18 protein-coding genes are annotated in these 21,637 nt (G+C 43.0%); 5 read left to right on the top strand and 13 right to left on the bottom strand.

What is annotated here, in order from left to right:
• Window positions 1-390: 390 nt before the first annotated feature.
• Window positions 391-1,182, bottom strand: a complete 792-nt coding sequence (locus ACUN2T_RS12035) for an enoyl-CoA hydratase-related protein (protein WP_445497658.1) — start codon at window positions 1,180-1,182, stop codon at window positions 391-393.
• Between the two features lie 500 nt (window positions 1,183-1,682).
• On the opposite strand from ACUN2T_RS12035, the gene ACUN2T_RS12030 reads away from it, so the two are divergent.
• Window positions 1,683-1,919, top strand: coding sequence for a major outer membrane lipoprotein (locus ACUN2T_RS12030; RefSeq protein ID WP_021325622.1), 237 nt, complete (start codon window positions 1,683-1,685; stop codon window positions 1,917-1,919).
• A 110-nt stretch (window positions 1,920-2,029) separates the two neighbouring features.
• Here ACUN2T_RS12030 and ACUN2T_RS12025 read toward each other — a convergent pair whose 3' ends face one another.
• The 7 genes from ACUN2T_RS12025 to sufA form a co-directional block, all read right to left on the bottom strand.
• Window positions 2,030-3,100, bottom strand: coding sequence for a L,D-transpeptidase family protein (locus ACUN2T_RS12025; protein WP_445497657.1), 1,071 nt, complete (start codon window positions 3,098-3,100; stop codon window positions 2,030-2,032).
• Window positions 3,101-3,223: 123 nt separating this feature from the next.
• Window positions 3,224-3,640 (bottom strand): cysteine desulfuration protein SufE, encoded by a 417-nt coding sequence (sufE, locus tag ACUN2T_RS12020; protein ID WP_445497656.1) that lies wholly within the window; start codon window positions 3,638-3,640, stop codon window positions 3,224-3,226.
• A gap of 38 nt (window positions 3,641-3,678) precedes the next feature.
• Window positions 3,679-4,917 (bottom strand): cysteine desulfurase SufS, encoded by a 1,239-nt coding sequence (sufS, locus tag ACUN2T_RS12015; RefSeq protein ID WP_445497655.1) that lies wholly within the window; start codon window positions 4,915-4,917, stop codon window positions 3,679-3,681.
• The gene (gene sufD, locus ACUN2T_RS12010; RefSeq protein ID WP_445497654.1) at window positions 4,914-6,227 is read right to left on the bottom strand and encodes a Fe-S cluster assembly protein SufD; all 1,314 of its coding nucleotides are present in this window, start codon (window positions 6,225-6,227) and stop codon (window positions 4,914-4,916) included. Before sufD ends, sufS begins: the two co-directional genes overlap by 4 nt.
• Entirely contained in the window at window positions 6,202-6,948 is a 747-nt protein-coding gene (sufC, locus tag ACUN2T_RS12005) for a Fe-S cluster assembly ATPase SufC (RefSeq protein ID WP_445497653.1), read from the bottom strand. Before sufC ends, sufD begins: the two co-directional genes overlap by 26 nt.
• Before the next feature lie 57 nt (window positions 6,949-7,005).
• Window positions 7,006-8,502 carry a Fe-S cluster assembly protein SufB gene (gene sufB / locus ACUN2T_RS12000; RefSeq protein ID WP_445497652.1) on the bottom strand — a complete coding sequence of 499 codons (1,497 nt, stop codon included), beginning with the start codon at window positions 8,500-8,502 and terminating at the stop codon, window positions 7,006-7,008.
• Between the two features lie 12 nt (window positions 8,503-8,514).
• The gene (sufA, locus tag ACUN2T_RS11995; RefSeq protein WP_445497651.1) at window positions 8,515-8,883 is read right to left on the bottom strand and encodes a Fe-S cluster assembly scaffold SufA; all 369 of its coding nucleotides are present in this window, start codon (window positions 8,881-8,883) and stop codon (window positions 8,515-8,517) included.
• Window positions 8,884-9,178: 295 nt separating this feature from the next.
• Here sufA and ACUN2T_RS11990 point away from each other — a divergent pair, with 295 nt between their 5' ends.
• A complete protein-coding gene (locus tag ACUN2T_RS11990) occupies window positions 9,179-10,033 on the top strand; it encodes an IS30 family transposase (RefSeq protein WP_445497867.1) in 855 nt (284 codons plus the stop codon).
• A 192-nt stretch (window positions 10,034-10,225) separates the two neighbouring features.
• Here the strand turns inward: ACUN2T_RS11990 and ACUN2T_RS11985 are convergent, their stop codons facing one another.
• From ACUN2T_RS11985 to ydiJ, 4 genes are all read right to left on the bottom strand, one after another.
• Window positions 10,226-10,378, bottom strand: a complete 153-nt coding sequence (locus tag ACUN2T_RS11985) for a Hok/Gef family protein (RefSeq protein ID WP_445497866.1) — start codon at window positions 10,376-10,378, stop codon at window positions 10,226-10,228.
• 648 nt (window positions 10,379-11,026) lie between these two features.
• A complete protein-coding gene (locus ACUN2T_RS11980; RefSeq protein ID WP_445497650.1) occupies window positions 11,027-11,176 on the bottom strand; it encodes a type I toxin-antitoxin system Hok family toxin in 150 nt (49 codons plus the stop codon).
• Window positions 11,177-11,669: 493 nt separating this feature from the next.
• Window positions 11,670-12,086, bottom strand: a complete 417-nt coding sequence (menI, locus tag ACUN2T_RS11975; protein WP_350306866.1) for a 1,4-dihydroxy-2-naphthoyl-CoA hydrolase — start codon at window positions 12,084-12,086, stop codon at window positions 11,670-11,672.
• Window positions 12,083-15,139 (bottom strand): D-2-hydroxyglutarate dehydrogenase YdiJ, encoded by a 3,057-nt coding sequence (ydiJ, locus tag ACUN2T_RS11970; RefSeq protein WP_445497649.1) that lies wholly within the window; start codon window positions 15,137-15,139, stop codon window positions 12,083-12,085. Before ydiJ ends, menI begins: the two co-directional genes overlap by 4 nt.
• A 223-nt stretch (window positions 15,140-15,362) precedes the next feature.
• Here ydiJ and ydiK point away from each other — a divergent pair, with 223 nt between their 5' ends.
• Entirely contained in the window at window positions 15,363-16,472 is a 1,110-nt protein-coding gene (gene ydiK / locus ACUN2T_RS11965) for an AI-2E family transporter YdiK (RefSeq protein WP_445497648.1), read from the top strand.
• Between the two features lie 452 nt (window positions 16,473-16,924).
• Here the strand turns inward: ydiK and ppsA are convergent, their stop codons facing one another.
• Complete coding sequence (gene ppsA, locus ACUN2T_RS11960; RefSeq protein ID WP_445497647.1) at window positions 16,925-19,303, bottom strand: phosphoenolpyruvate synthase; 2,379 nt, start codon at window positions 19,301-19,303, stop codon at window positions 16,925-16,927.
• A gap of 217 nt (window positions 19,304-19,520) precedes the next feature.
• Between ppsA and ppsR the strand changes: the two genes are divergently transcribed.
• Both ppsR and ACUN2T_RS11950 read left to right on the top strand, forming a co-directional pair.
• Complete coding sequence (gene ppsR, locus ACUN2T_RS11955) at window positions 19,521-20,384, top strand: posphoenolpyruvate synthetase regulatory kinase/phosphorylase PpsR (RefSeq protein ID WP_445497646.1); 864 nt, start codon at window positions 19,521-19,523, stop codon at window positions 20,382-20,384.
• Between the two features lie 141 nt (window positions 20,385-20,525).
• On the top strand, window positions 20,526-21,572 hold the full coding sequence (locus tag ACUN2T_RS11950; protein ID WP_445497645.1) for a 3-deoxy-7-phosphoheptulonate synthase: 1,047 nt from the start codon (window positions 20,526-20,528) through the stop codon (window positions 21,570-21,572).
• Window positions 21,573-21,637: the final 65 nt, after the last annotated feature.

Below are 21,637 nucleotides of genomic sequence, written 5' to 3'. Positions count from 1 at the left end.
ATTCAGTGATCCTGGGGAATGCCACCGCTACAGAGATCTATGAACTAATAAATCCCGGTTATTCATTCTATGTTTAATAGTCAGGATAGTTCAGTCGGTGAAAACTGAATAAGAAAAATTTTATTAGTTGGTGTGGTTATTATGTGAATCTACCTACTCTGAAATATTATCCCCTTTGCCCAACACCTTTTTAATTATCGTCATTGTCTCCAGTACATTTCTATCCATTCAACCATACTACCACGCAGCCCTATTCATTCGAACCTGTGTAGTAATGACGCCATCTTCTATTCCTCCTGATCAGAAAATGGCTCAACCACGATGATATTTCCCAGCATTACGCCATTTGCGGAAAACCCACTTTGCATATTATCGGCATCTCTGTCTTAATCATGGTTCATCAAAAACTTTACCTACTTCGTTTAAGTTCTGAAACTCACTTGTTGTTCCGGCGGCTTTTGCCTGAATCGAGCACAAAATCTCCTGACGACTAAAAATTGAAGCTTGCAAAAGTGCTGTTTGTTGTAACGATTCGTAAACACCATGATCACGACTGTAAAGCATGGCTCGTTTAACCCCGCTAATAGCAACCGGAAGCCGATCCGCTATACGTCGGGCAGTCGCTAAAGCCCCCTCGATCAATGTCTCCGTAGAAGGGAAGATCTTTACCACAAGTCCTAAATCATGAGCCTGATCGGCATTCAGTGTATCCCCTGTGAGTGCAAGATAGCGAGCCATACCACCAGGGATCAGATGTTGCAGACGCTGAAGGATACCTAAGTCAGCCATCATACCGATATTGGTTTCCTCTATACGAAACTTCGCGTTTTCAGAAGCAAAACAAAAATCACATGCAGCAATTAAGTCAAATCCTGCACCGAGACATGCTCCTTGTACTGCGGCGATGGCCGGGAAGCGGGCACGTTCCAATACATTTATCGCCTCCTGCATTTGTAACAAGCTAAACTGCATCGCTTCCCGCTCATTAGGATTCGTCGTATGGGTTTCTTTGCTGGCGGCGAAAATTTGCAAGTCAAGCCCACCACAAAATACGCTACCTTGCGCAGAGATCACCATTGCCCGCACCTTTCCTGAACGACTGAGTTGTTCTATTGCCTCTGGAAATCGTTTCCAGAACGCCAGTGCCAGGCTGTTTGCCTTTTCGGGGCGACTGAGCTGCAAATGAGCGACTCCGTTGTCAACGGTGATGTTAAAATACTCGTTGGATTGATCAATTAGCATAGAAGACTCCTCTTACCAGTTTGAATCTGAGCCTAGAATTCAACCTGAGTATTGTCAAGATGCTTATCTACAATAAGATTCAGTTAACAAATTTGTTTTAAGCGAAACCCTAAATGCATGTATGCGAAATGTCTCCATGTAAGATATATCCCTATGACTCAATAGACACAAGATGGCTTTGATGTTGTGTTTTTTATTTATAAGAATTTTTAACTAAAATTATTTCGGAGAATATCATCCCCTTATGGAATAGGATTTCTTTGATTAAAATGTTACTCAATGGTTTTGTTTTTTTACATTCAGATGAAAATTACCCACCTACTAAAGAGAAAATTTGAAATAATTGGTTTTCATGATAAAAATTTATTCTCTTTCTAAAAAACTTTGTGTAATACTTATATGGCTACTTGGAGATTAACTTAAATCTAGAGGGTATTACAATGAATCGTACTAAAATTGTACTGGGTGCAGTAGTTCTGGCTTCTACTCTGTTGGCTGGTTGTTCAAGCACTGCTAAGGTTGACCAACTGTCTTCTGATATTCAGACTCTGAATGCAAAAGTTGATCAACTGAGCAACGACGTGAACGCAGTACGTACTGACATTCAAGCCGCTAAAGACGATGCAGCTCGTGCAAATCAGCGTCTGGATAACCAAGTTCGTTCCTACAAAAAATAATTTTTTGTAATAGAGTACAAAAACGGAGCACAGTCTATCTGTGCGCCGTTTTTTTATCATGAAGTTCTGTCAGAAAAATATCCGCTGACCTCCCTGTCTGCCATAAAATATTAATTTTCCCGATAGATTGGCCCAGGCTGATATAATGGCGGTAATTTAAACGATTCAGATACATCTTTATTTACTTCTTGTTCTGTATCTTTAGCATCGACTTCCATCGGCGCTCTATTTTCTTCTCGCTGATCCTGCTGTGTTTCAGGCTGTATATTTTCACTTACCAGCACCGGTATACCAGAACGGCGTACAATAGCTTGTTCAACAATATTTTTATCTGTCTTGCTATCATCAATGAACTTGTTCAAACCGACTGATCGGACAATCTGTAATGTTTGTGGATCATCTCCCTCTTTTTTAGACAACGGTTGATGAACTTCAATATAACGTTTACCATCTGGTTCGACAGAATACTTAACGGCTTCATTGATAATCTGTACTCTGGTTCCACGGGAAACCGTGTTAAATACAGCTTCAATATCATCAGGACGCAGACGGATACAACCCGAACTCACCCGCATACCAATGCCAAAATCAGCATTAGTGCCATGAATCAAGTATTCTCCACGCCCAGCAGCTAAACGCAACGCAAATGCCCCCATTGGGTTTTCCGGGCCAGCAGGAATAACCGCAGGTAAGATAATCCCCCGTTCAGCATAATGCTTACGAATATTTTTAGTCGGCGTCCAGGTTGGATCTTTAATTAGCTGGCTTACCGATGTTGTCATCACTGGGGTATTACGACCAAGCTGTCCAATGCCAATGGGATAAACAATGACTTTGTTTTTTCCTTTAGGAAAATAGTAAAGTCTTAGTTCCGCAAGGTTAATCACAATCCCCTGCCTTGGTGTATCAGGCAACAACATTTGGGATGGAATAATCAGTTCAGAACCCGGAGCAGGCAAATAGGGATCGGTACCGGGGTTAGCTTCCAGCATTGCCAGTAATCCAATTTGATATTCGGCAGCAATGGCCTCCAGAGAACGTCCGTCATCTGGTACAACAAATGTCGTATTTTCGCCAATTAAACGACTATTGGCAGGCGGCAAGGTATATTCTGTAGCGCTGACGGTATTCGTCAACGCACTTAACAATAACATGCCGATAAACGTTAAAACTCGTTTCATGCTTGCTTCCTGGAATGACTTCTGAATGTTATCGGATAAATTAAGCGCAAAAGGTTGAAGCCTCATTCACCTGTCGCGGCCGTGTATATTATCAGCCGCGAAAGAAACACGTAAGACTCCCACTTAAACCATTTTACTTGCCGTATTGCGGATGGCATATATCATCGCATGTAGCCCCTGTGTCCGTGATGGTGTTAAATGTTGCTCCAGAGAAAGTTTTGCAAAATATTCAGTCACATCCAAATCCAGAATCTCCTGAGGCGTCTTATCCTGAAAAAGAATAAAAACCATCGCCACCAGTCCTTTCACGATAGCAGCATCACTGTCTCCAACAAATTCCACGTTGCTTTGGTCATTCTTCCTCAGCAAAATCCACACCTGACTCTGACAACCGGCGATTAAATGCTCAGGTTGACGTTGTTCGTCAGTCAGTGGGGACAACCTCGCCCCCAGTTCAATCATATAGAGATATTTTTCTTCCCAATTTTGGCAGCGGGAAAAATTACGTAACAATCTATTTTGGTCGGGCAAACTTGCCATGACTTTTTCCTTTATCACTCTTTCGATCTATGACCGTCTCAGCCAAGCAGCTTTTCTATCCGCTGCAATGCAGCAGCAAGAGCATCAATCTCTTCTTGCGTAGTATAAATCGCCAGTGATGCTCTGCACATACTGGGAACATGATAATGTTCCATCAGCGGAAGTGCGCAATGATGCCCGGTACGAATCGCAATTCCATATTGGTCAAGGAAACTGCCCACATCATAAGCATGATGGCGGCCAAGGTTGAAAGCGATAACCCCCTGACGTTGCTCAGGACCATATAATTTCAGTGACCTGATCTCTTTCAGCCGGGTCATTGCATAATCCATCAGCGCTTGTTCATGTTGCTGAATTTCATCCAGCCCCAGTGAAGTGACGTAATCAACTGCGGCACCAAGCCCAATAATTCCTGCTATATTCGGCGTCCCCGCTTCAAATCGCCATGGTGGTTCCGCATAGGTTATCCCTTTTTGCAAGCTGACGTGTTTGATCATTGCTCCGCCACCTTCCCAAGGTGGCATGGCGTCCAGAAGGGATTTACGCCCATAAAGCACGCCAATTCCTGTTGGTCCGTATAATTTATGGCTGGAAAAAACATAGAAATCGCAATCCAGATCTTGCACATCAACTTTCTTGTGCATAATGGCCTGAGCACCATCAACCAGAATATGTAACTGACCACCCTGCTCATCAGCCACTCTTCTTGCCTGTTGTATAATTTCACGTACAGGGTTAACTGTGCCGAGCACATTAGACAGGTGAGTAAAAGAAAGTAATTTAGTACGTGAATCAATCAGGGATGCTAAAACCGATTGATCCAGCTCACCAGTTTCATTCAGTGGCCATACTCTAATTTCAAACCCAATTTGTTCCGCCAGCATATACCACGGAACAATATTGGCGTGATGTTCCATTTCAGTAATCACAATATTATCGCCACTATCGATAAATTTGCGGCCATAACTGTTAGCTACCAGATTAATCCCTTCCGTCGTACCGTTGACGAAAACAATCTCTTCATCACTTTGAGCATGGATGAATTGCGCCATCTGGTGGCGCACATTTTCAACCATACAGGTAGCCGCAGAGCTGAGAGTATGAATTCCCCGGTGAACCGCCGCATACTGGTGTAAACAAAATTCACTTTCCCGTTCTATAACCGAAACCGGCTTCTGAGCACTGGCGGCACTATCAAGATAAACCAGTGGATGCCCATTGACCTGCTGAGTGAGTACCGGGAAATCCTGTCGCACCTTTTTTACAGAGAAAGTCATTTTTCTACTCCCGCTAAACGCTGTTTAATCTGTTTCATGACAACGGTTTTCAGGGTTTCATCTTCAATAGATTCAGTAAGTTCGGCAGCAAAAGCAAATACGATCATATGTTGCGCATCACACCGGCTGATACCACGTGATTGCAGATAGAACAGTTGTTCTTCATCTATTCGGCCAACGGTCGCACCATGACTGCATTTCACATCATCAGCGTAAATTTCCAGTTGTGGTTTGGTATCCACTTCTGCCCGTTTACCTAATAACAAATTGTTATTGGTCATTCGCCCATCGGTTTTCAGTGCATGAGGTGCCACTTTGATCATGCCGTTAAATACCGCTTTACTCTGATCCATCACAATTGTTTTATGTAACTGGCGGCTTTCACAATGGCCCTTATTATGTTCCAGATAGGTACGGGTATCAGCGACCTCTTTTCCTTGCGGCAACAACAAGCTGTTCAACGACAGATTCGCCCCTTCGCCATTAAGCTGAACGCTGGTATTGTGTCGACCAAGCCCGGCACCTAACAGAAAACTGGTGCTCTTCACCTGGGCATCACGGCCAACCACAATATCGTTATGTGCAAAGTGGTAGCTTTCATTATTCTCAACGCCCAGTTTTATATGAGTCAAGCTGGCGTTATCCCCCACTTCTGCGGTCAACCGGCTCCCTGTCATATGGGGTTTCTGCTCATCAGTACTGACGAAATGTTCAATCACTCTGGCACCGGCATTCGCTCCCACAGTAATGTGATAACGGTAATGGCTAGTATTCAATGCTTCACTACAATAACCACTGGTTATATTCAGCAGATAAAGGGGTTTTTCCGTAACTTGCCCGGCTTTTAATGTTATGACCAAAGGCTGTTGAGCAAGGCTTTCTGTCAAATGCAGAAAAATCTCGCTCTGAATCGGTGCCGGAAGCCCACTTTTGTTATCCAGTAAACTCAACTGATACGGCCCAAATTCACCGGAACTCAGTAAAGGAGAAAAACAACCATCCACCATAACGATACGCCAGCAATCCATCGGAATCGCCAGTTGTTCGCATTGCGCTACTGTCAATTCCCAGGTTTTGCCACTGTATTGCTGGCTTAACAATTGTTCCAACGGAGTATAGCGCCAATCTTCATGTCTGAATTGAGGAAACCGGATTTTAGTCACTTGCTGCCAATGCAAACTGGCATGAGATGAATCATCACCATGACGACAATGATACAAATCAGCGAAACGCGCTAAGGCTTGCTGATTACGCTCCGCAACCTGACGCGTCTTTTCAATTTTTTCACTGTTGGTCAATAAGCCAGCCATAGCCTTGCTCCTCCAACTTTTTCGCCAGATTGAAATCACCGGATTTAATAATCCGCCCCTGATAAAGCACATGGACAAAATCAGGTTTCACGTAATCCAAAATACGTTGGTAATGGGTCACAATAATGAATGATCGGTTTGGATCACGCAGCGAATTCACACCATTAGCCACAATTTTCAGTGCGTCAATATCCAACCCTGAATCTGTTTCATCCAAAATACAGAGTGTCGGCTCCAGCGCGGCCATTTGCAGAATATCGTTACGTTTTTTCTCACCACCGGAAAAACCGACATTGACTGAACGTGTCAGCAAGTCTTGCGGCATATTCAGCAGTTCTATTTTTTCTTCGATAAAATCGGCAAAATCAAAGCGATCCAGAGGTTCCTGATGACGATATTCACGGACAGCGTTTACTGCCGTTTGCAAGAAGAATTGATTACTGACACCCGGAATTTCCACCGGATATTGAAAAGCCAGGAAAATCCCCTCACCAGCCCGCTCTTCCGGTTCAAATTCAAGTAAATCTTTTCCTTTAAAGATGACTTCACCATCATCAATTTTATACTCTTCACGGCCAGCTAACGTTGCCGATAATGTACTTTTACCGGAACCATTCGGTCCCATAATGGCATGAACTTCACCTGGTTTAACTTCAAGATTTAATCCTTTCAGGATTTCATTACCTTCCACACTGACTCGTAAGTTTTTAACACTTAACATATTACATGCCTTCGAACGGCTTAACGTTCTGTCATAAAAAAGGGAAACAGGGATAACTCACCCGACGCTATGTTCAAGGCTAATTGCCAGTAATTTCTGCGCTTCAACGGCAAACTCAAGGGGAAGTTCAGAGAACACATCCTTACAAAAGCCATTAACGATCATTGAAATCGCATCATCCTCACTAATGCCGCGTTGCAGACAATAAAACAATTGATCCTCACCAATGCGGGAAGTTGTCGCCTCATGCTCCAGTTGCGCCGTGTTATTCTGTATTTCTACATAGGGAAATGTATGCGCACCACATTCAGTACCAATCAGCATGGAGTCACATTGGGTATAATTACGGGCGTTTTCCGCTCCCGGCAATATTTTTACCAACCCACGATAACTGTTCTGACTACGGCCAGCAGAAATACCCTTGGAAATAATGGTCGATTTGGTGTTACGGCCAATATGGATCATCTTAGTGCCGGTATCTGCCTGTTGAGTGCCATTAGTCAAGGCAACAGAGAAGAATTCACCAATCGAGTTATCTCCTTTCAGGATCACACTCGGATATTTCCAAGTAATTGCTGAGCCCGTTTCTGATTGAGTCCAGGACATTTTGGCATTTTCGCCTTCACACAATGCTCTTTTAGTCACAAAATTAAGGATCCCTCCCTCACTGTCACCGCCTGAAAACCAGTTCTGTACTGTGGAGTATTTTACTTCAGCATCTTTATGGATAATCACTTCCACAACAGCGGCATGCAGTTGATAGCTGTCACGTACAGGTGCAGAGCATCCCTCTATGTAGCTGACATAACTGCCCTCATCAGCAATCAGAATAGTGCGCTCAAATTGACCGGTTTTCGCCGCGTTGATACGAAAATAGGTGGACAGTTCCATCGGGCACCGAACCCCTTTTGGCACATAAACAAAAGTACCATCAGAAGCGACTGCGGCATTCAACGCAGCAAAGAAGTTATCGTGACTTGCAACCACACTGCCGAGATATTGACGGATTAATTCAGGGTATTCCTGTATTGCCTCGCTGAATGAACAGAAAATAATGCCTTCTTTCGCTAACTTATCCCGATAGGTTGTTGAGACAGAAACTGAATCAAAAATAGCATCTACTGCGACAGCTTCACCTTCCCGCACAGGAACACCCAGCTGCTCAAATGCCTCTTCAATCTCTGCCGTCAAATAATTATTTGTTTGCTCTGCACCCGTTGCCTGCATAGCACCGGATTGCGAACTGCAACTATCATCACAGGCACCGCATGAAGGTGCTGAATAATAGCTATAGTCCTGGTAATCAAGGTTAGGGTAATTCGCCTTCAACCAGTGCGGCTCTTCCATTCCCAGCCAATGGTGATAAGCCTCCAGCCGAAATTCCAGCATCCATTCAGGCTCATTGCGTTTCGCGGAAATTGCCCGCACAACATCCTCACTCAACCCCTTAGCCAACTCATCAGTCGCTACCTGAGTGAAAAAACCCTCTTTATAACGATGATCGCTGAGCCAGGTCTGCACATCATCGCTGATTTCTACATTGCTCTGAGACATATATTGGTACACTTATATACCAAAGCTTTCACCACACCCACAGGCATGTTGAGCTTTTGGATTATTGAATTTAAATATCTGATTTAAACCTTCACGAACAAAATCAACTTCAGTTCCATCGATAAACGGCATAGCTTTCAGGGGAACATACAGACATGCCCCTCCATTTTCATACAGTAAATCATCAGATGCCGGATCGTTGACCATCTCAAACACATAGCCAAAACCGGCACATCCTGACTGCTTAACTCCCAGATATAACCCTTTACTTTGTGGGTTCTGCTGCATCAATTTTAGGATCTGTGCTGCGGCTCTCTCTGTGATGGTGATTCCTTGCCATGCAATTTCATTCAGAGAGAAGGTTTCAACACTATTTGTCATAGTTGACCTCATATTTTTCTTTAGCAATTTTTTGCCGCTGTTATCGGAGTATTCTCCTTACCGCATAATGGTAATGATAACCCCTATCACTTCAACCATTTGTTTTAAGAGGATATACCTTAAATAGGTTAAATTTCACCCTAATACAACGAGTTATGTTCATCACATATGAAAATATATTTTTAATTCTTTGTTTTATATGAATATTATGAAGGGTTCGACTAATAAGTGCAATTTTTCAGAAGGGCGGTCAGTTGCTATAGTAGGCATCTTTCTCGCCAAAGGAAAATGCACTATGGCCTATACACAACTGACCGAAACAGAAAGATACCCGATTTCCAGTTTAAGAGAAGCGGGTTTTTCACAGCTTTTTATTGCGGAGTCACTTAAGCGAAGCCCATCGACCATCAGCAGAGAATTGAAGAGAAATCAAGAAGTCCAGACATACTGCCCTGAACAGGTGGCTGATTATTTGAAGCAACATAAAGGGATATCTTTGCATCATGAGACGATTTATAGACTGATTTATCAAGATAAAAGAGAGGGGGGTGATTTATGGCAACATCTGCGAATAGCCAGAAAACCCTATCGCAAACGCTATGGTCGCTATGAAAGAAGAGGTAAAATTAAAAATCGGGTCAGTATTGATGAACGCCCGGAACTTGTTGATAAAAAAGAACGTATTGGGGACTGGGAAGGAGATACGATAATAGGGAAAGATAAAAAAAGTGTCTTATTAACATGGGTTGACCGCAAGACGCTGTATACAATTATCGTTAAACTTGATAGCAAGCAGGCATCAGAAGTCGCGAAAGCGGCAGTGAAAGTATTATACCCGTTAAAACAAAAGGTTAAGACCATCACGTTCGATAACGGTTTGGAGTTCGCAGATCATGAAATCATCGGTGAAGAATTAGAAACCCAAATTTACTTTGCTCACCCTTATTCGCCTTGGGAAAGAGGGATCAATGAGAATATCAATGGATTAATCAGACAATACTTTCCAAAGGGAACCAATTTTAATGAAATCTCTGATCAGGAAATAAATTTTGTGGTAAACCGATTAAATAATCGCCCTCGAAAAACACGGGGTGGGAAAACACCGAATGAATTATTTAAAGGAATACGAACATGTTTACTTCCAGATTAACGATGTTGCACTTATTATGTGAATCTACCATATATAAAATCTATCAAAGCAGGTTGGTTAAATGCAAAAAAACGCAATTAAGCGGCTAAATATAAATAAAATGACGGGATAGCAATTAAGAGTTGGTGATCGGGCGCTTGAGAGCCATGTTCAACAACAAGAGATAGCGGGGATTGCTCCCCGCCGTTGCTCTTACCTGGTCTCGTAATCCATGAAAACAGCAACCTCCGTTTGGCCGCTTCGGATACGAACCTCACAGAGGTCCTTCCTCATGACCAGCACAGCCGCTAAAGCGGCAACACAGATAACGATAATAGCGATAAGTACCACTTTTTGCTGTTTCATGGTTAGCGTCTCCTTGCCTTTCGGCGCGTAAGAGGCTAATCTTATGTTGCTAAGCATAAGGATAGGCCTCGGGTTGATTGAAAGATCACTCGGGGCTTTCTTCTATCTGCTCCAGCACGCCAGAGACAGATAGTCTCAAGCGCCCGCCCAGAATATACCAAAGTTAAATACCTATATCTATAGGAAATGACACAAATTAAACCCACTGAAATTTTAGCACTAATTAATATATCCCAGATTTTATAGATTTGAATAAAAGGGAATATTTATCTATTTCGATATTAATCCTTTTAATATAATTCACCATATCCATTCCACTCGACATTTAAATTCATCAGATATAAATAGCTTTTCATAATACCGATACAGTTGGTCTATTTGATTAATGTCCGAGTAGTGCAAGTCTGATGCTTGATAGGCAGCATTAACTTATCGCTCTGCTATGCATAGCGCACAGCCCTTGCTACACAAAGCGTTGTACGGAGTGGAGCACTATTTTGGAAAGTTATTTATAAGCAGCTCAAATAAGCAATGATATTATAAAAATATAAATAAAATGACGGGATAGCAATTAAGAGTTGGTCATCGGGCGCTTGAGAGCCATGTTCAACGACAAGAGATAGCGGGGATTGCTCCCCGCCGTTGCTCTTACCTGGTTTCGTAATCCATGAAAACAGCAACCTCCGTTTGGCCGCTTCGGATGCGAACCTCACAGAGGTCCTTCCTCGTGACCAGCCCAGCCGCCAAAGCGGCAATACAAATAACGATGGCGATAAATATCGCTTTTTGCTGTTTCATGATTAGCGTCTCCTTGCCTTTCGGTGTGTAAGAGGCTAATCTTATGTTGTTGAGCATAAGGATAGGCCTCGGGTTGATTGAAAGATCACTCGGGGCTTTCTTCTATCCACTCCAGCACGCCAGAGACAGATAGTCTCAAGCGCCCGCCCAGAATATACCAAAGCAAAATGCCTATATCTATAGGAAATGACAAAAATTAAAACCGCTGAAATTTTAGCGCTAATTAATATATCCCAACGTTTATAGATTTGAATAAAAGGAAATTTTTATCTATTTCGATATTAATCCTTTTAATATAATTCACCATGTCCATTCCACTCGACATTTAAATTCATCATATATATCAGTAAATTACATAAGCAATGATATTATAAAAATATAAATAAAATCTATAATCAGGGAGATTCTCACAACTAAATTTAATACATAGAAAAATAACTTTTTCACTTAATGAGTAGGTTATTAATCCAGAGAAAAATAACCTACTTTTATTTTATCCAGGCAACACTGAAGTCGTTAACCGGGAAGTACAACACAGGTGTTGACGTTCATCAAAAATATCGATTCGCCATACCTGGTGATTGCGGCCAATATGTAGGGGCTTACACACTCCTTTAACTTCACCACTGCGAACAGACCGAATATGATTGGCATTGATTTCCAACCCAACAACTTTTTTCTCACCTTCGGAACAGAGATACCCAGCCAAAGAACCGAGTGATTCTGCCAATACAACAGATGCCCCGCCATGTAATAAACCAAATGGCTGACGGGTACGATGGTCAACTGGCATTGTGCCTTCAATAAAATCGTCACCGATATGCGTGATTTTTATGCCCAGATGGCCCATCATACATTGGCTATTTACTTGATTCAGGCTATCCAGTCCAATATCACGTTTCCAAATCATGGGATTATCTCCAATAAAGCTTGCAACGGATGCTTAAGTACTTGCCCTTCTACCCGCTTAACCTGACTGCGGCAGGAATAACCGGAACTCAGGCAACGCTCCAGAGGTAATTTCTGCAAGGCAGGTTGCCAGGATAATTGATAGATACCAATAGAGTGTTTTATGTTTTTGTTTTCATGACCATATGTTCCAGCCATTCCACAGCAGCCTACACTGATATTATCTAGCTTACTACCCAACCGCCGGAAAATTTTTTCCCACTGTTGACTACTGCCTGGTAGCATAGTCACTTCCGTACAATGTCCGAATAGATACCATTTATCTTCGGATACTACCTGATTATCCTTTTTCTCCGGCAAGGTGTTGATCAGCCATTCGTGAACAAGCTGAACCTCAAACTTACCGCGCTGCTCACCGAGAATTTCTTTATATTCATCTCGATAGCACAGTACCAATGCAGGATCGACACCGACCATAGGAATGCCCAGCTCAAATACCCGGCTGAGAAAATCTGACGTTTTTTGAGCCGTTTTAGCAAAGCGAGATAAGAATCCTTTGATATGTTGGGCCTTACCGTTAGGGGAAAATGGCAGCAATACCGGCTTATATCCCAATTTTTCCACCAGACAGGCAAAATCAGCCACCACTTTCGCATCGTAATAACTGGTGAACGGATCCTGAACAATCAACACATGTCCGTTACGATGAACCTGATCCATTTTTTCAAGCTGTTCCAATGTAGTCGAAAGCGCGTAATGACCAGCAAGCTGTTGGTGCAGTGTCGGACTGGATAACAAGGGGAGATCCACCATCCCAATAGTCCGGCGGCTCAATTTCTGCACCCAAGGCTGTTTCAGGAAGAAATTAAATACCTGCGGTGCCTTAGCCATTAATGGCGTACTACTTTCCGCACCTGCCACAATATAATCACGCACAGGACGGAGATAACGGCCGTGATATAACGCAAGAAAACGGGCACGGAATGACGGCACATCAATTTTGATCGGACACTGTGTTGAGCAGGCTTTACATGCCAGACAACCAGACATTGCCTCTTTTACTTCATGAGAAAAGTCATACTCTCCACGCCATGCCTGCCAACTATTACACGTCTTTTCAATCAGACCACGCAAGCTTGGCCGTTTTTGTTCCAATCCCTGCTTCAACAGTTTCGGATCCATACCCTGTTCGGTTAAAAGCCGAAGCCATTCACGCACTAATGTTGCCCGCCCTTTCGGTGAATGGATACGCTGCCGGCTAATTTTCATTGACGGGCACATCGGGCTTTTCACATCGAAATTAAAACACAGCCCATTACCATTACATTCCATCGCACCACGGAATGTATTTCTTATATTGACCGGAATTGTCCGGTCATAAGTCCCCCGCTTGACGGTATTAACTTTCATCATTGGCGCATCAACACCAATCGGCGGACAAATTTTACCCGGATTCAAGCGGTTATCTGGGTCAAAGGCCGACTTAATCCGGCGCAATTCCTCATACAACACGCTACCAAAAAATTCCGGGCTATATTCAGCACGAAAACCTTTACCATGTTCTCCCCACAATAAACCACCATAACGGGCGGTGAGACTGACAATTTCGTCAGAAATTTGTTTCATCAGTACCTCTTGCTGCGGATCGCACATATCCAGTGCTGGCCGAACGTGCAACACACCAGCATCTACATGACCAAACATACCATAACTCAACTGATGGCTATCCAGTAGCTGCCGGAATTCCGTAATATAATCAGCAAGATGCTGTGGGGGCACACACGTATCTTCTACAAATGGGATCGGTTTCGCCGCCCCTTTACTGTTACCCAGTAATCCAACCGATTTCTTGCGCATTGCATAAATACGCTCAATATCAGCCAGCTCCCGGCAAATCTGGTAGCCAATAACGCCCTGACGACCTTCAATTAGTTCGTCAAGGCGCTGACAAAGCATATCTACCTGCTGGTCTATCAATTGTTGATCATCACCACTGAATTCAACAATATTCAACCCCTGCATATCCTTGCCGGGAATATCAGTAATCAATTCTTTCACTGAATGCCAGACAATATCCTCACGCGCTAAATTCAGAACTTTTGAATCCACGGTTTCAACAGATAAAGCCTTTGCATTCACCATAAAAGGCGCATTACGCAGTGCTGAATCAAATGAATCATATTTCACGTTCACCAACCGCCTGACTTTCGGCAACGGTGTAATATCCAGAACCGCTTCGGTAATAAAAGCCAGCGTTCCTTCTGAACCGGTCAATATACGCCCCAAGTCAAACTTCTGCATATCGTCACTGAAAACATGACGCAAATCATAACCTGTCAGAAAGCGATTGAGTTTGGGGAACTTTTCAATGATAAGTTCACGTCGTTCACGGCAACAGTTAAGCACTGTGTTATAGATACGGCCAGTAACAGAATCTTCCTGTGCAATGGATTCCACCTGTGCGATATCCATTGAGCGGGTATCAAGTAATTCGCCACCCAATAAAACAGCCCGTAAGCCAAGAACATGATCGGATGTTTTACCATATACCAGTGAACCTTGACCGGAAGCATCAGTATTAATCATTCCACCCAATGTTGCCCGGTTACTGGTTGAAAGCTCAGGTGAAAAGAAATAACCATATGGACGCAAATATTGGTTCAGTTGGTCTTTAATGACGCCCGCTTCAACTCTGACCCATCCCTGCGCCGGGTTAATCTCGAGGATACGATTCATATAACGGGACATGTCCACCACGATACCTTTATTAAGAGCCTGACCGTTTGTGCCTGTACCGCCTCCGCGCGGGGTAAATGTCAAATTCTGATATTTTTTTTCACCTGCAACACGGGCCAGTAAAACCACATCTGCGCCAGATCGCGGGAAAACGACAGCCTGTGGTAAAAGTTGATAAATACTATTATCTGTCGCCATCGTCAGGCGATCTGCATAGCTGCTGGCGGTATCACCGGTAAATCCTTGTTCCTTGAGTGTATCCAAAAATTCCTGTGCCACCTCACTAACGTGAGGTGCTTGTGATATGCGTGGGATCATTATCGTTTTGACCCTTTTAAAATGAGTGTCCACATTGCTTTATTTATACTATCTTTAAATCAATGCCTTAGTCAGCCGTAACCCTTAACCACCGTTAACTAACTTATCTGAGAAGGCAAACGGTTACTTTATCATAATATTCACCTATTTTGAGTAACCTATAGATAACATCCTATTTATTCATTATCTTTAGCGCCACTAAATTCCTTAGAGAAATCAACTTATGGACAAATCTCAACCATATTATGACCTACCAAAGCTATTGTTTACTTTAATTTTTCTTTCGCTCTTAATTGTTACCAGTTTCTGGGTGATGAAACCATTTATTCTCGGTTTTGTCTGGGCAGGAATGGTGGTTATCGCCACCTGGCCTTTACTGGAAAAAATACAAAACAGTTTATGGGGTAAACGTTGGATTGCAGTTTCCATCATGACGTTATTATTAATTCTGTTGTTTGTGATCCCCATCGCATTACTGGTCAGTAGCTTATTGGAAAACAGCGGGCCATTAATCGAGTGGGCTAAATCCCCGGCTAATTTTCAAATGCCGGCAATGACCTGGCTGGACAGCATTCCGCTGGTTGGCGATAAACTTTACAGCGGCTGGAACTCACTGATCACGGATGGTGGAAATGTGTTGATTGCTAAAGTCCAGCCCTATGTCGGAGAGGCGGCAACCTGGTTCTTTACTCAGGCGGCCAATGCCGGACGCTTCGTTTTCCATCTTGGCTTGATGGTGCTATTCAGCGTACTCCTATATCTGAAAGGCGAACAAGTGACGATGAGTATTCGCCATTTTGCCGTTCGCCTGGCAGATAAACGCGGAGATGCAGCCATCCTGCTGGCAGCACAATCCATCCGCGCTGTCGCGCTCGGCGTCGTCGTTACTGCGCTGGTTCAAGCCATTATCGGTGGTCTTGGCCTGGCTGTTTCAGGGATCCCTTATGCTACGTTGCTGACAGTACTTATGTTTGTTTGTTGCGTTGCCCAACTTGGTCCATTGTTGATTTTAGTGCCGGCTGTCGCCTGGCTTTACTGGACAGGTGATACAACCTGGGGCACCGTGTTATTGGTCTGGAGCTGCATAGTGACAACAATGGATGGATTTCTTCGTCCATTTTTAATCCGTTTAGGCGCAGATTTACCGATGGCTCTGATATTAACTGGCGTTATTGGCGGAATACTCTCATTTGGCATGATTGGCTTATTTATCGGGCCAGTTGTGTTAGCCGTTGCTTATCGTTTATTAATTGCCTGGATGAACGAAGTCCCAGAACCTGAAAATGATTTAGCAGAAACTGAAAAATATCTGGGAAAAAAATTTTCAGAATAATTTGTATGATAATTAATCCTGCCACACATAGCGAAAGAGGATTAACTCTTTCGCTAAAGCATAGCCTTAAAAGCTAATCATTCATCTGAAATACTCATTGACTTTTATTTGCTAGATTTAATTATTGTGAAAATTATGTTAAAAATTAGTTAAATTTGGTTTTTTATAACCATAAATAATTCAGAAATTAGGACAATTCTTAATGAATAAACTATTTAACTAAATTAATATAAGCGGGCTGTGAACGAGACGTTTATTTCTCCTTTTGATAGTTCTATTTATAGAAACGCGTATATTGCTGTGTGTAGTCCTTGCCTATCACGCCCATGGTAGGCTTTTTTTTTCACTGTTTTTATACTTTTCTATGGCGCTGTAATCAGCCGCTTTATTCATTAAAAAAACCCGCCATTTATTCTGACGGGTGTTGAATTTCAATTGCGTATTATTCTCAATTAACTTTCTTTCGCTAATCCTAGCCAAGTTTTTACCACGGTATCTGGATTTAATGACAGGCTATCAATTCCCTCTTCCATCAACCAATGAGCAAAATCTTGATGATCTGAAGGCCCCTGTCCACAAATTCCCACATATTTGTTTTGACGCTTGGCCGCCTGAATAGCTAATGAGAGCATAGCTTTAACCGCATCATTGCGTTCATCAAATAACTCAGACACCACACCGGAATCCCGGTCCAAACCAAGAATAAGTTGAGTCATATCATTAGAACCAATAGAAAAACCATCAAAGTGTTCAAGGAACTGTTCCGCCAGAATTGCATTGGACGGGATCTCGCACATCATAATGACTTTCAATCCGTTCTCACCACGCTTCAGCCCTTGTGACATCAGTTCAGCAATAACCGCTTCAGCCTGAGCAACAGTACGCACGAATGGGATCATAATTTCGACGTTGGTCAGCCCCATATCATTACGTACACGCTTAACCGCTTCACATTCCAATGCAAAACAACCGCGGAAACTGTCAGAGACATAACGCCCCGCACCACGGAAACCCAACATCGGGTTCTCTTCATCAGGTTCGTAAATGTCACCACCGACCAGGTTGGCATATTCGTTGGATTTAAAGTCAGACAGACGAACAATAACCCGCTTCGGCCAGAATGCAGCCGCCAGCGTTGCGATCCCTTCAGTCAGGCGTCCAACATAGAATTCAACCGGATTGTCATAACCCGCCATCAGAGATTTTATCTCTTGCTGCAATTCCGGCGTTTGCTGATCAAACTCCAGTAATGCGCGAGGATGTACACCAATCATTCGGTTAATAATAAATTCCAAACGGGCAAGACCAACACCTTCGTTTGGCAAGCAGGCAAAATCAAATGCGCGGTCAGGATTACCTACATTCAGCATAATTTTTACATCAAGATCTGGTAATTGATCGACCTGAGAACTTTGTACAACGAAATCCAGTTGATTTTGATAAACAAAACCCGTGTCGCCTTCCGCACAAGAAACCGTCACTTGTTGATTTTCTTTCAGGCGTTCCGTCGCATCACCGCATCCAACAACCGCAGGAATACCCAATTCACGGGCAATAATCGCTGCATGACAAGTCCGTCCACCACGATTAGTCACGATCGCAGCCGCCTTTTTCATAATCGGCTCCCAATCAGGGTCGGTCATATCAGTGACCAAAACATCACCCGGCTGGATACGATCCATTTCATTTAAATTATGAATAACTTTTACTGTCCCTGCACCAATACGATGGCCTATGGCGCGCCCTTCCACCAATACCTGACCCTGTTCATTCAGTTGGTAGCGTTCCATAACCTGTTGGTTTGAGCGGACAGTTTCAGGACGCGCCTGAACAATATATAACTTGCCATTATGACCATCTTTGGCCCATTCAATATCCATTGGCCGACCATAATGTGTTTCAATCAACAACGCCTGACGAGCTAACTCTTCAACTTCTTCATCAACTAAAGAGAAACGATTGCGTTGTGCTCCCGGCACATCTTCGATACATACCTGCTTACCATGCTCTTTATTATCAGCGTAGATCATATGCAGTTTTTTAGAGCCCAGATTGCGGCGAACAATAGCGGGTTTACCCTTATTCAGCGTTGGCTTATGAACATAGAATTCGTCCGGATTCACTGCCCCCTGAACAACCATCTCACCCAAGCCGTAAGCAGAGGTAATAAATACAACCTGATCAAATCCTGATTCAGTATCAATAGTGAACATCACACCGGAAGAGGCGAGATCAGAACGCACCATACGCTGTACACCGGCTGACAACGCAACCCCCCGATGGTCATATCCCTGATGGACACGATAGGAAATAGCCCGGTCATTAAACAGTGAAGCAAACACATGCTTGATGGCAATCATCACAGCATCAATACCTTGTACATTCAGAAAAGTTTCCTGCTGCCCGGCAAAAGAAGCATCCGGCATATCTTCAGCCGTTGCTGAAGAACGTACGGCAAAAGAAGCTTCTGGCTGCCCTTCAGACAACTGTTGATAAGCAGCCTGAATATCTTTTTCCAATTGCGGCGTCAATGGTGTACCCATCACCCATTGGCGAATTTGTGCACCCGCTTTAGCCAGTTGATTCACATCATCAACATCAGTTTCATCCAGCAAGCTATAAATACGCTGATTGACACCACTTTGCTCCAGGAAATCATTAAATGCCTGTGCAGTGGTCGCGAAACCATTCGGGACAGAAACCCCCAATTCTGACAGGTTAGTGATCATTTCTCCCAGGGAGGCGTTTTTACCACCAACCCGGTCAACATCATGCATACCTAATTGGTTATACCAAAGCACATTACACGGGGTGAGGTTATTGTTGGGCATTAAAACAATCCTTTTAACATTCGTGAGGTACAAGTCGGAAAATTGGCACTGCATTTTTAGCAGTCATAAATAGACTAACACAATGTTTTGGCACACATAGAAAGGTGAATCGATCAACCCAACACATTATTTTTTTCTCAGGTATACTTTGCAGAAAATTGATGCCCGGTCTCATTTAACTAAACAACTGGAAAGATAGAAGGCGGCTATAAATATCATGAAAAAATCTAAATTAGACATATCAGCAGAAAATAATAGTGTTGAGCGCACCGTTTTCTTTATTTCTGATGGAACAGCAATTACCGCAGAAGTATTGGGCCATGCTGTATTATCACAATTTCCTATCAAAGTAACCTCATATACCCTCCCTTTTGTCGCCAATGAAACCCGTGCAAAAGAAATAAAGCAACAAATAAACCAAATATATCAGGATTCGAGTATAAGACCTTTAGTTTTCTATTCCATTATCTCTTCTGGAGTGAAAAATATTATCACCAGCAGTGAAGGTTTCTGTCAGGACATTGTCCAAACACTGGTAGCCCCATTACAGAAAGAAACCGGACTGGAACCCAAACCTGAACTTAACCGGACTCACGGTCTGACTGAAAAGAATCTCAGTCAGTATGATGCGCGCATAGCAGCGATTGATTATGCCTTGGCACACGATGATGGTATCTCCTTACGCAACCTTGACCAAGCGCAGGTTGTTCTACTGGGCGTATCCCGCTGCGGAAAGACGCCTACCAGTCTCTATTTAGCCATGCAGTTTGGTATTCAGGCTGCAAATTATCCTTTCACTGCGGATGATATGGATAATTTACAATTACCTGCAACATTAAAACAATTTCAGCATAAGTTATTCGGTTTAACTATAAGCCCTGACCGGCTGGCGGCTATTAGGGAAGAACGCCGAGAAAATAGCCGATATGCATCATTGAGGCAATGCAGAATAGAAATTTCTGAAGTTGAAGCTTTATTCCGTAAGAATAAGATTAATTATCTTAATACCACCAATTATTCTGTTGAAGAAATCTCAACCAAAATAATCGATACGATGAAGCTGAACCGCCGTATGTTTTAGAAATATATCAATATGAATAATTGAAAAAAATTTATGATGTAGATAACTATATTGTTTGTTTAATTTAGTCATTTTCGTTTATTGTAATTTCAATTACCCACAGGTATACCCGCTAGTGCAAAACGAACTTTGAGAAAATATATGTACAAAACAGATGGTTTAAGGACTCACCGCGTCGATAGTTTGGTAACACCTCAGGCTCTTGCAATTCAATTTCCTGTATCCGAAAAAGTCGCCAACAATGTGACAACGTCACGAAAGCGTATTGCAGATATTCTATCGGGGAATGACCCACGACTTATCGTTATCGTCGGTCCTTGCTCTATTCATGATATTGATGCTGCTTTAGATTACGCTCAACGACTGAACACATTACGTGAAAAATACCAGCACAGACTGGAAATTATTATGCGTACCTACTTTGAAAAACCGCGCACAGTCGTGGGATGGAAAGGTTTAATTTCAGATCCGGATCTTGACGGTTCCTGCCAGGTTAATCGTGGTATTACTTTGGCGCGGAAATTACTGGTTGATGTCAATGAATTGGGTTTACCCACAGCAACTGAATTTTTGGATATGGTGACCGGCCAATATATTGCCGATCTAATTAGTTGGGGAGCTATAGGAGCCAGAACAACAGAAAGCCAGATTCACCGGGAAATGGCATCAGCCCTCTCCTGCCCGATTGGCTTTAAAAACGGCACCGATGGCAATATCCGTATCGCTATAGACGCTATCCGCGCATCCAGTGTCTGTCACACGTTTCTATCACCGGATAAGCATGGTCAAATGACCATCTATCAAACCGAAGGCAACCCATGCGGCCACATTATTATGCGTGGTGGCAAACAACCTAATTACAGTGCCAGAGATATTGCCGCAGCTTGTGATCAACTACGTGAATTTGATTTACCAGAACACTTAGTTATCGATTTCAGTCACGCTAATTGTCAGAAAATACACAAACGCCAGTTGGACATCGCGAAAGAGGTAGGCCAACAGATTAAAGATGGCTCTGCGGCGATTGTTGGTGTGATGGCTGAAAGTTTTCTGGTTGAAGGTGCCCAGACAATTATTCAAGGGCAGCCACTGAATTACGGTCAATCTATTACAGATCCTTGCCTGAGCTGGCAAGATACAGAACGACTTCTTGAAATTCTTGCTGAAGCCGTCAATTACCGCTTCTGAACCCTCTTCTGAGTTAGCCTTTTATTCACAAAAGGCTAACTCACAGAATATGAATAAGTCACGTT

The organism is Photorhabdus machadonis (assembly GCF_052657765.1).
Note: the sequence above shows the minus strand (reverse complement) of the source record. Positions and strands in the feature narration are given on the sequence as shown.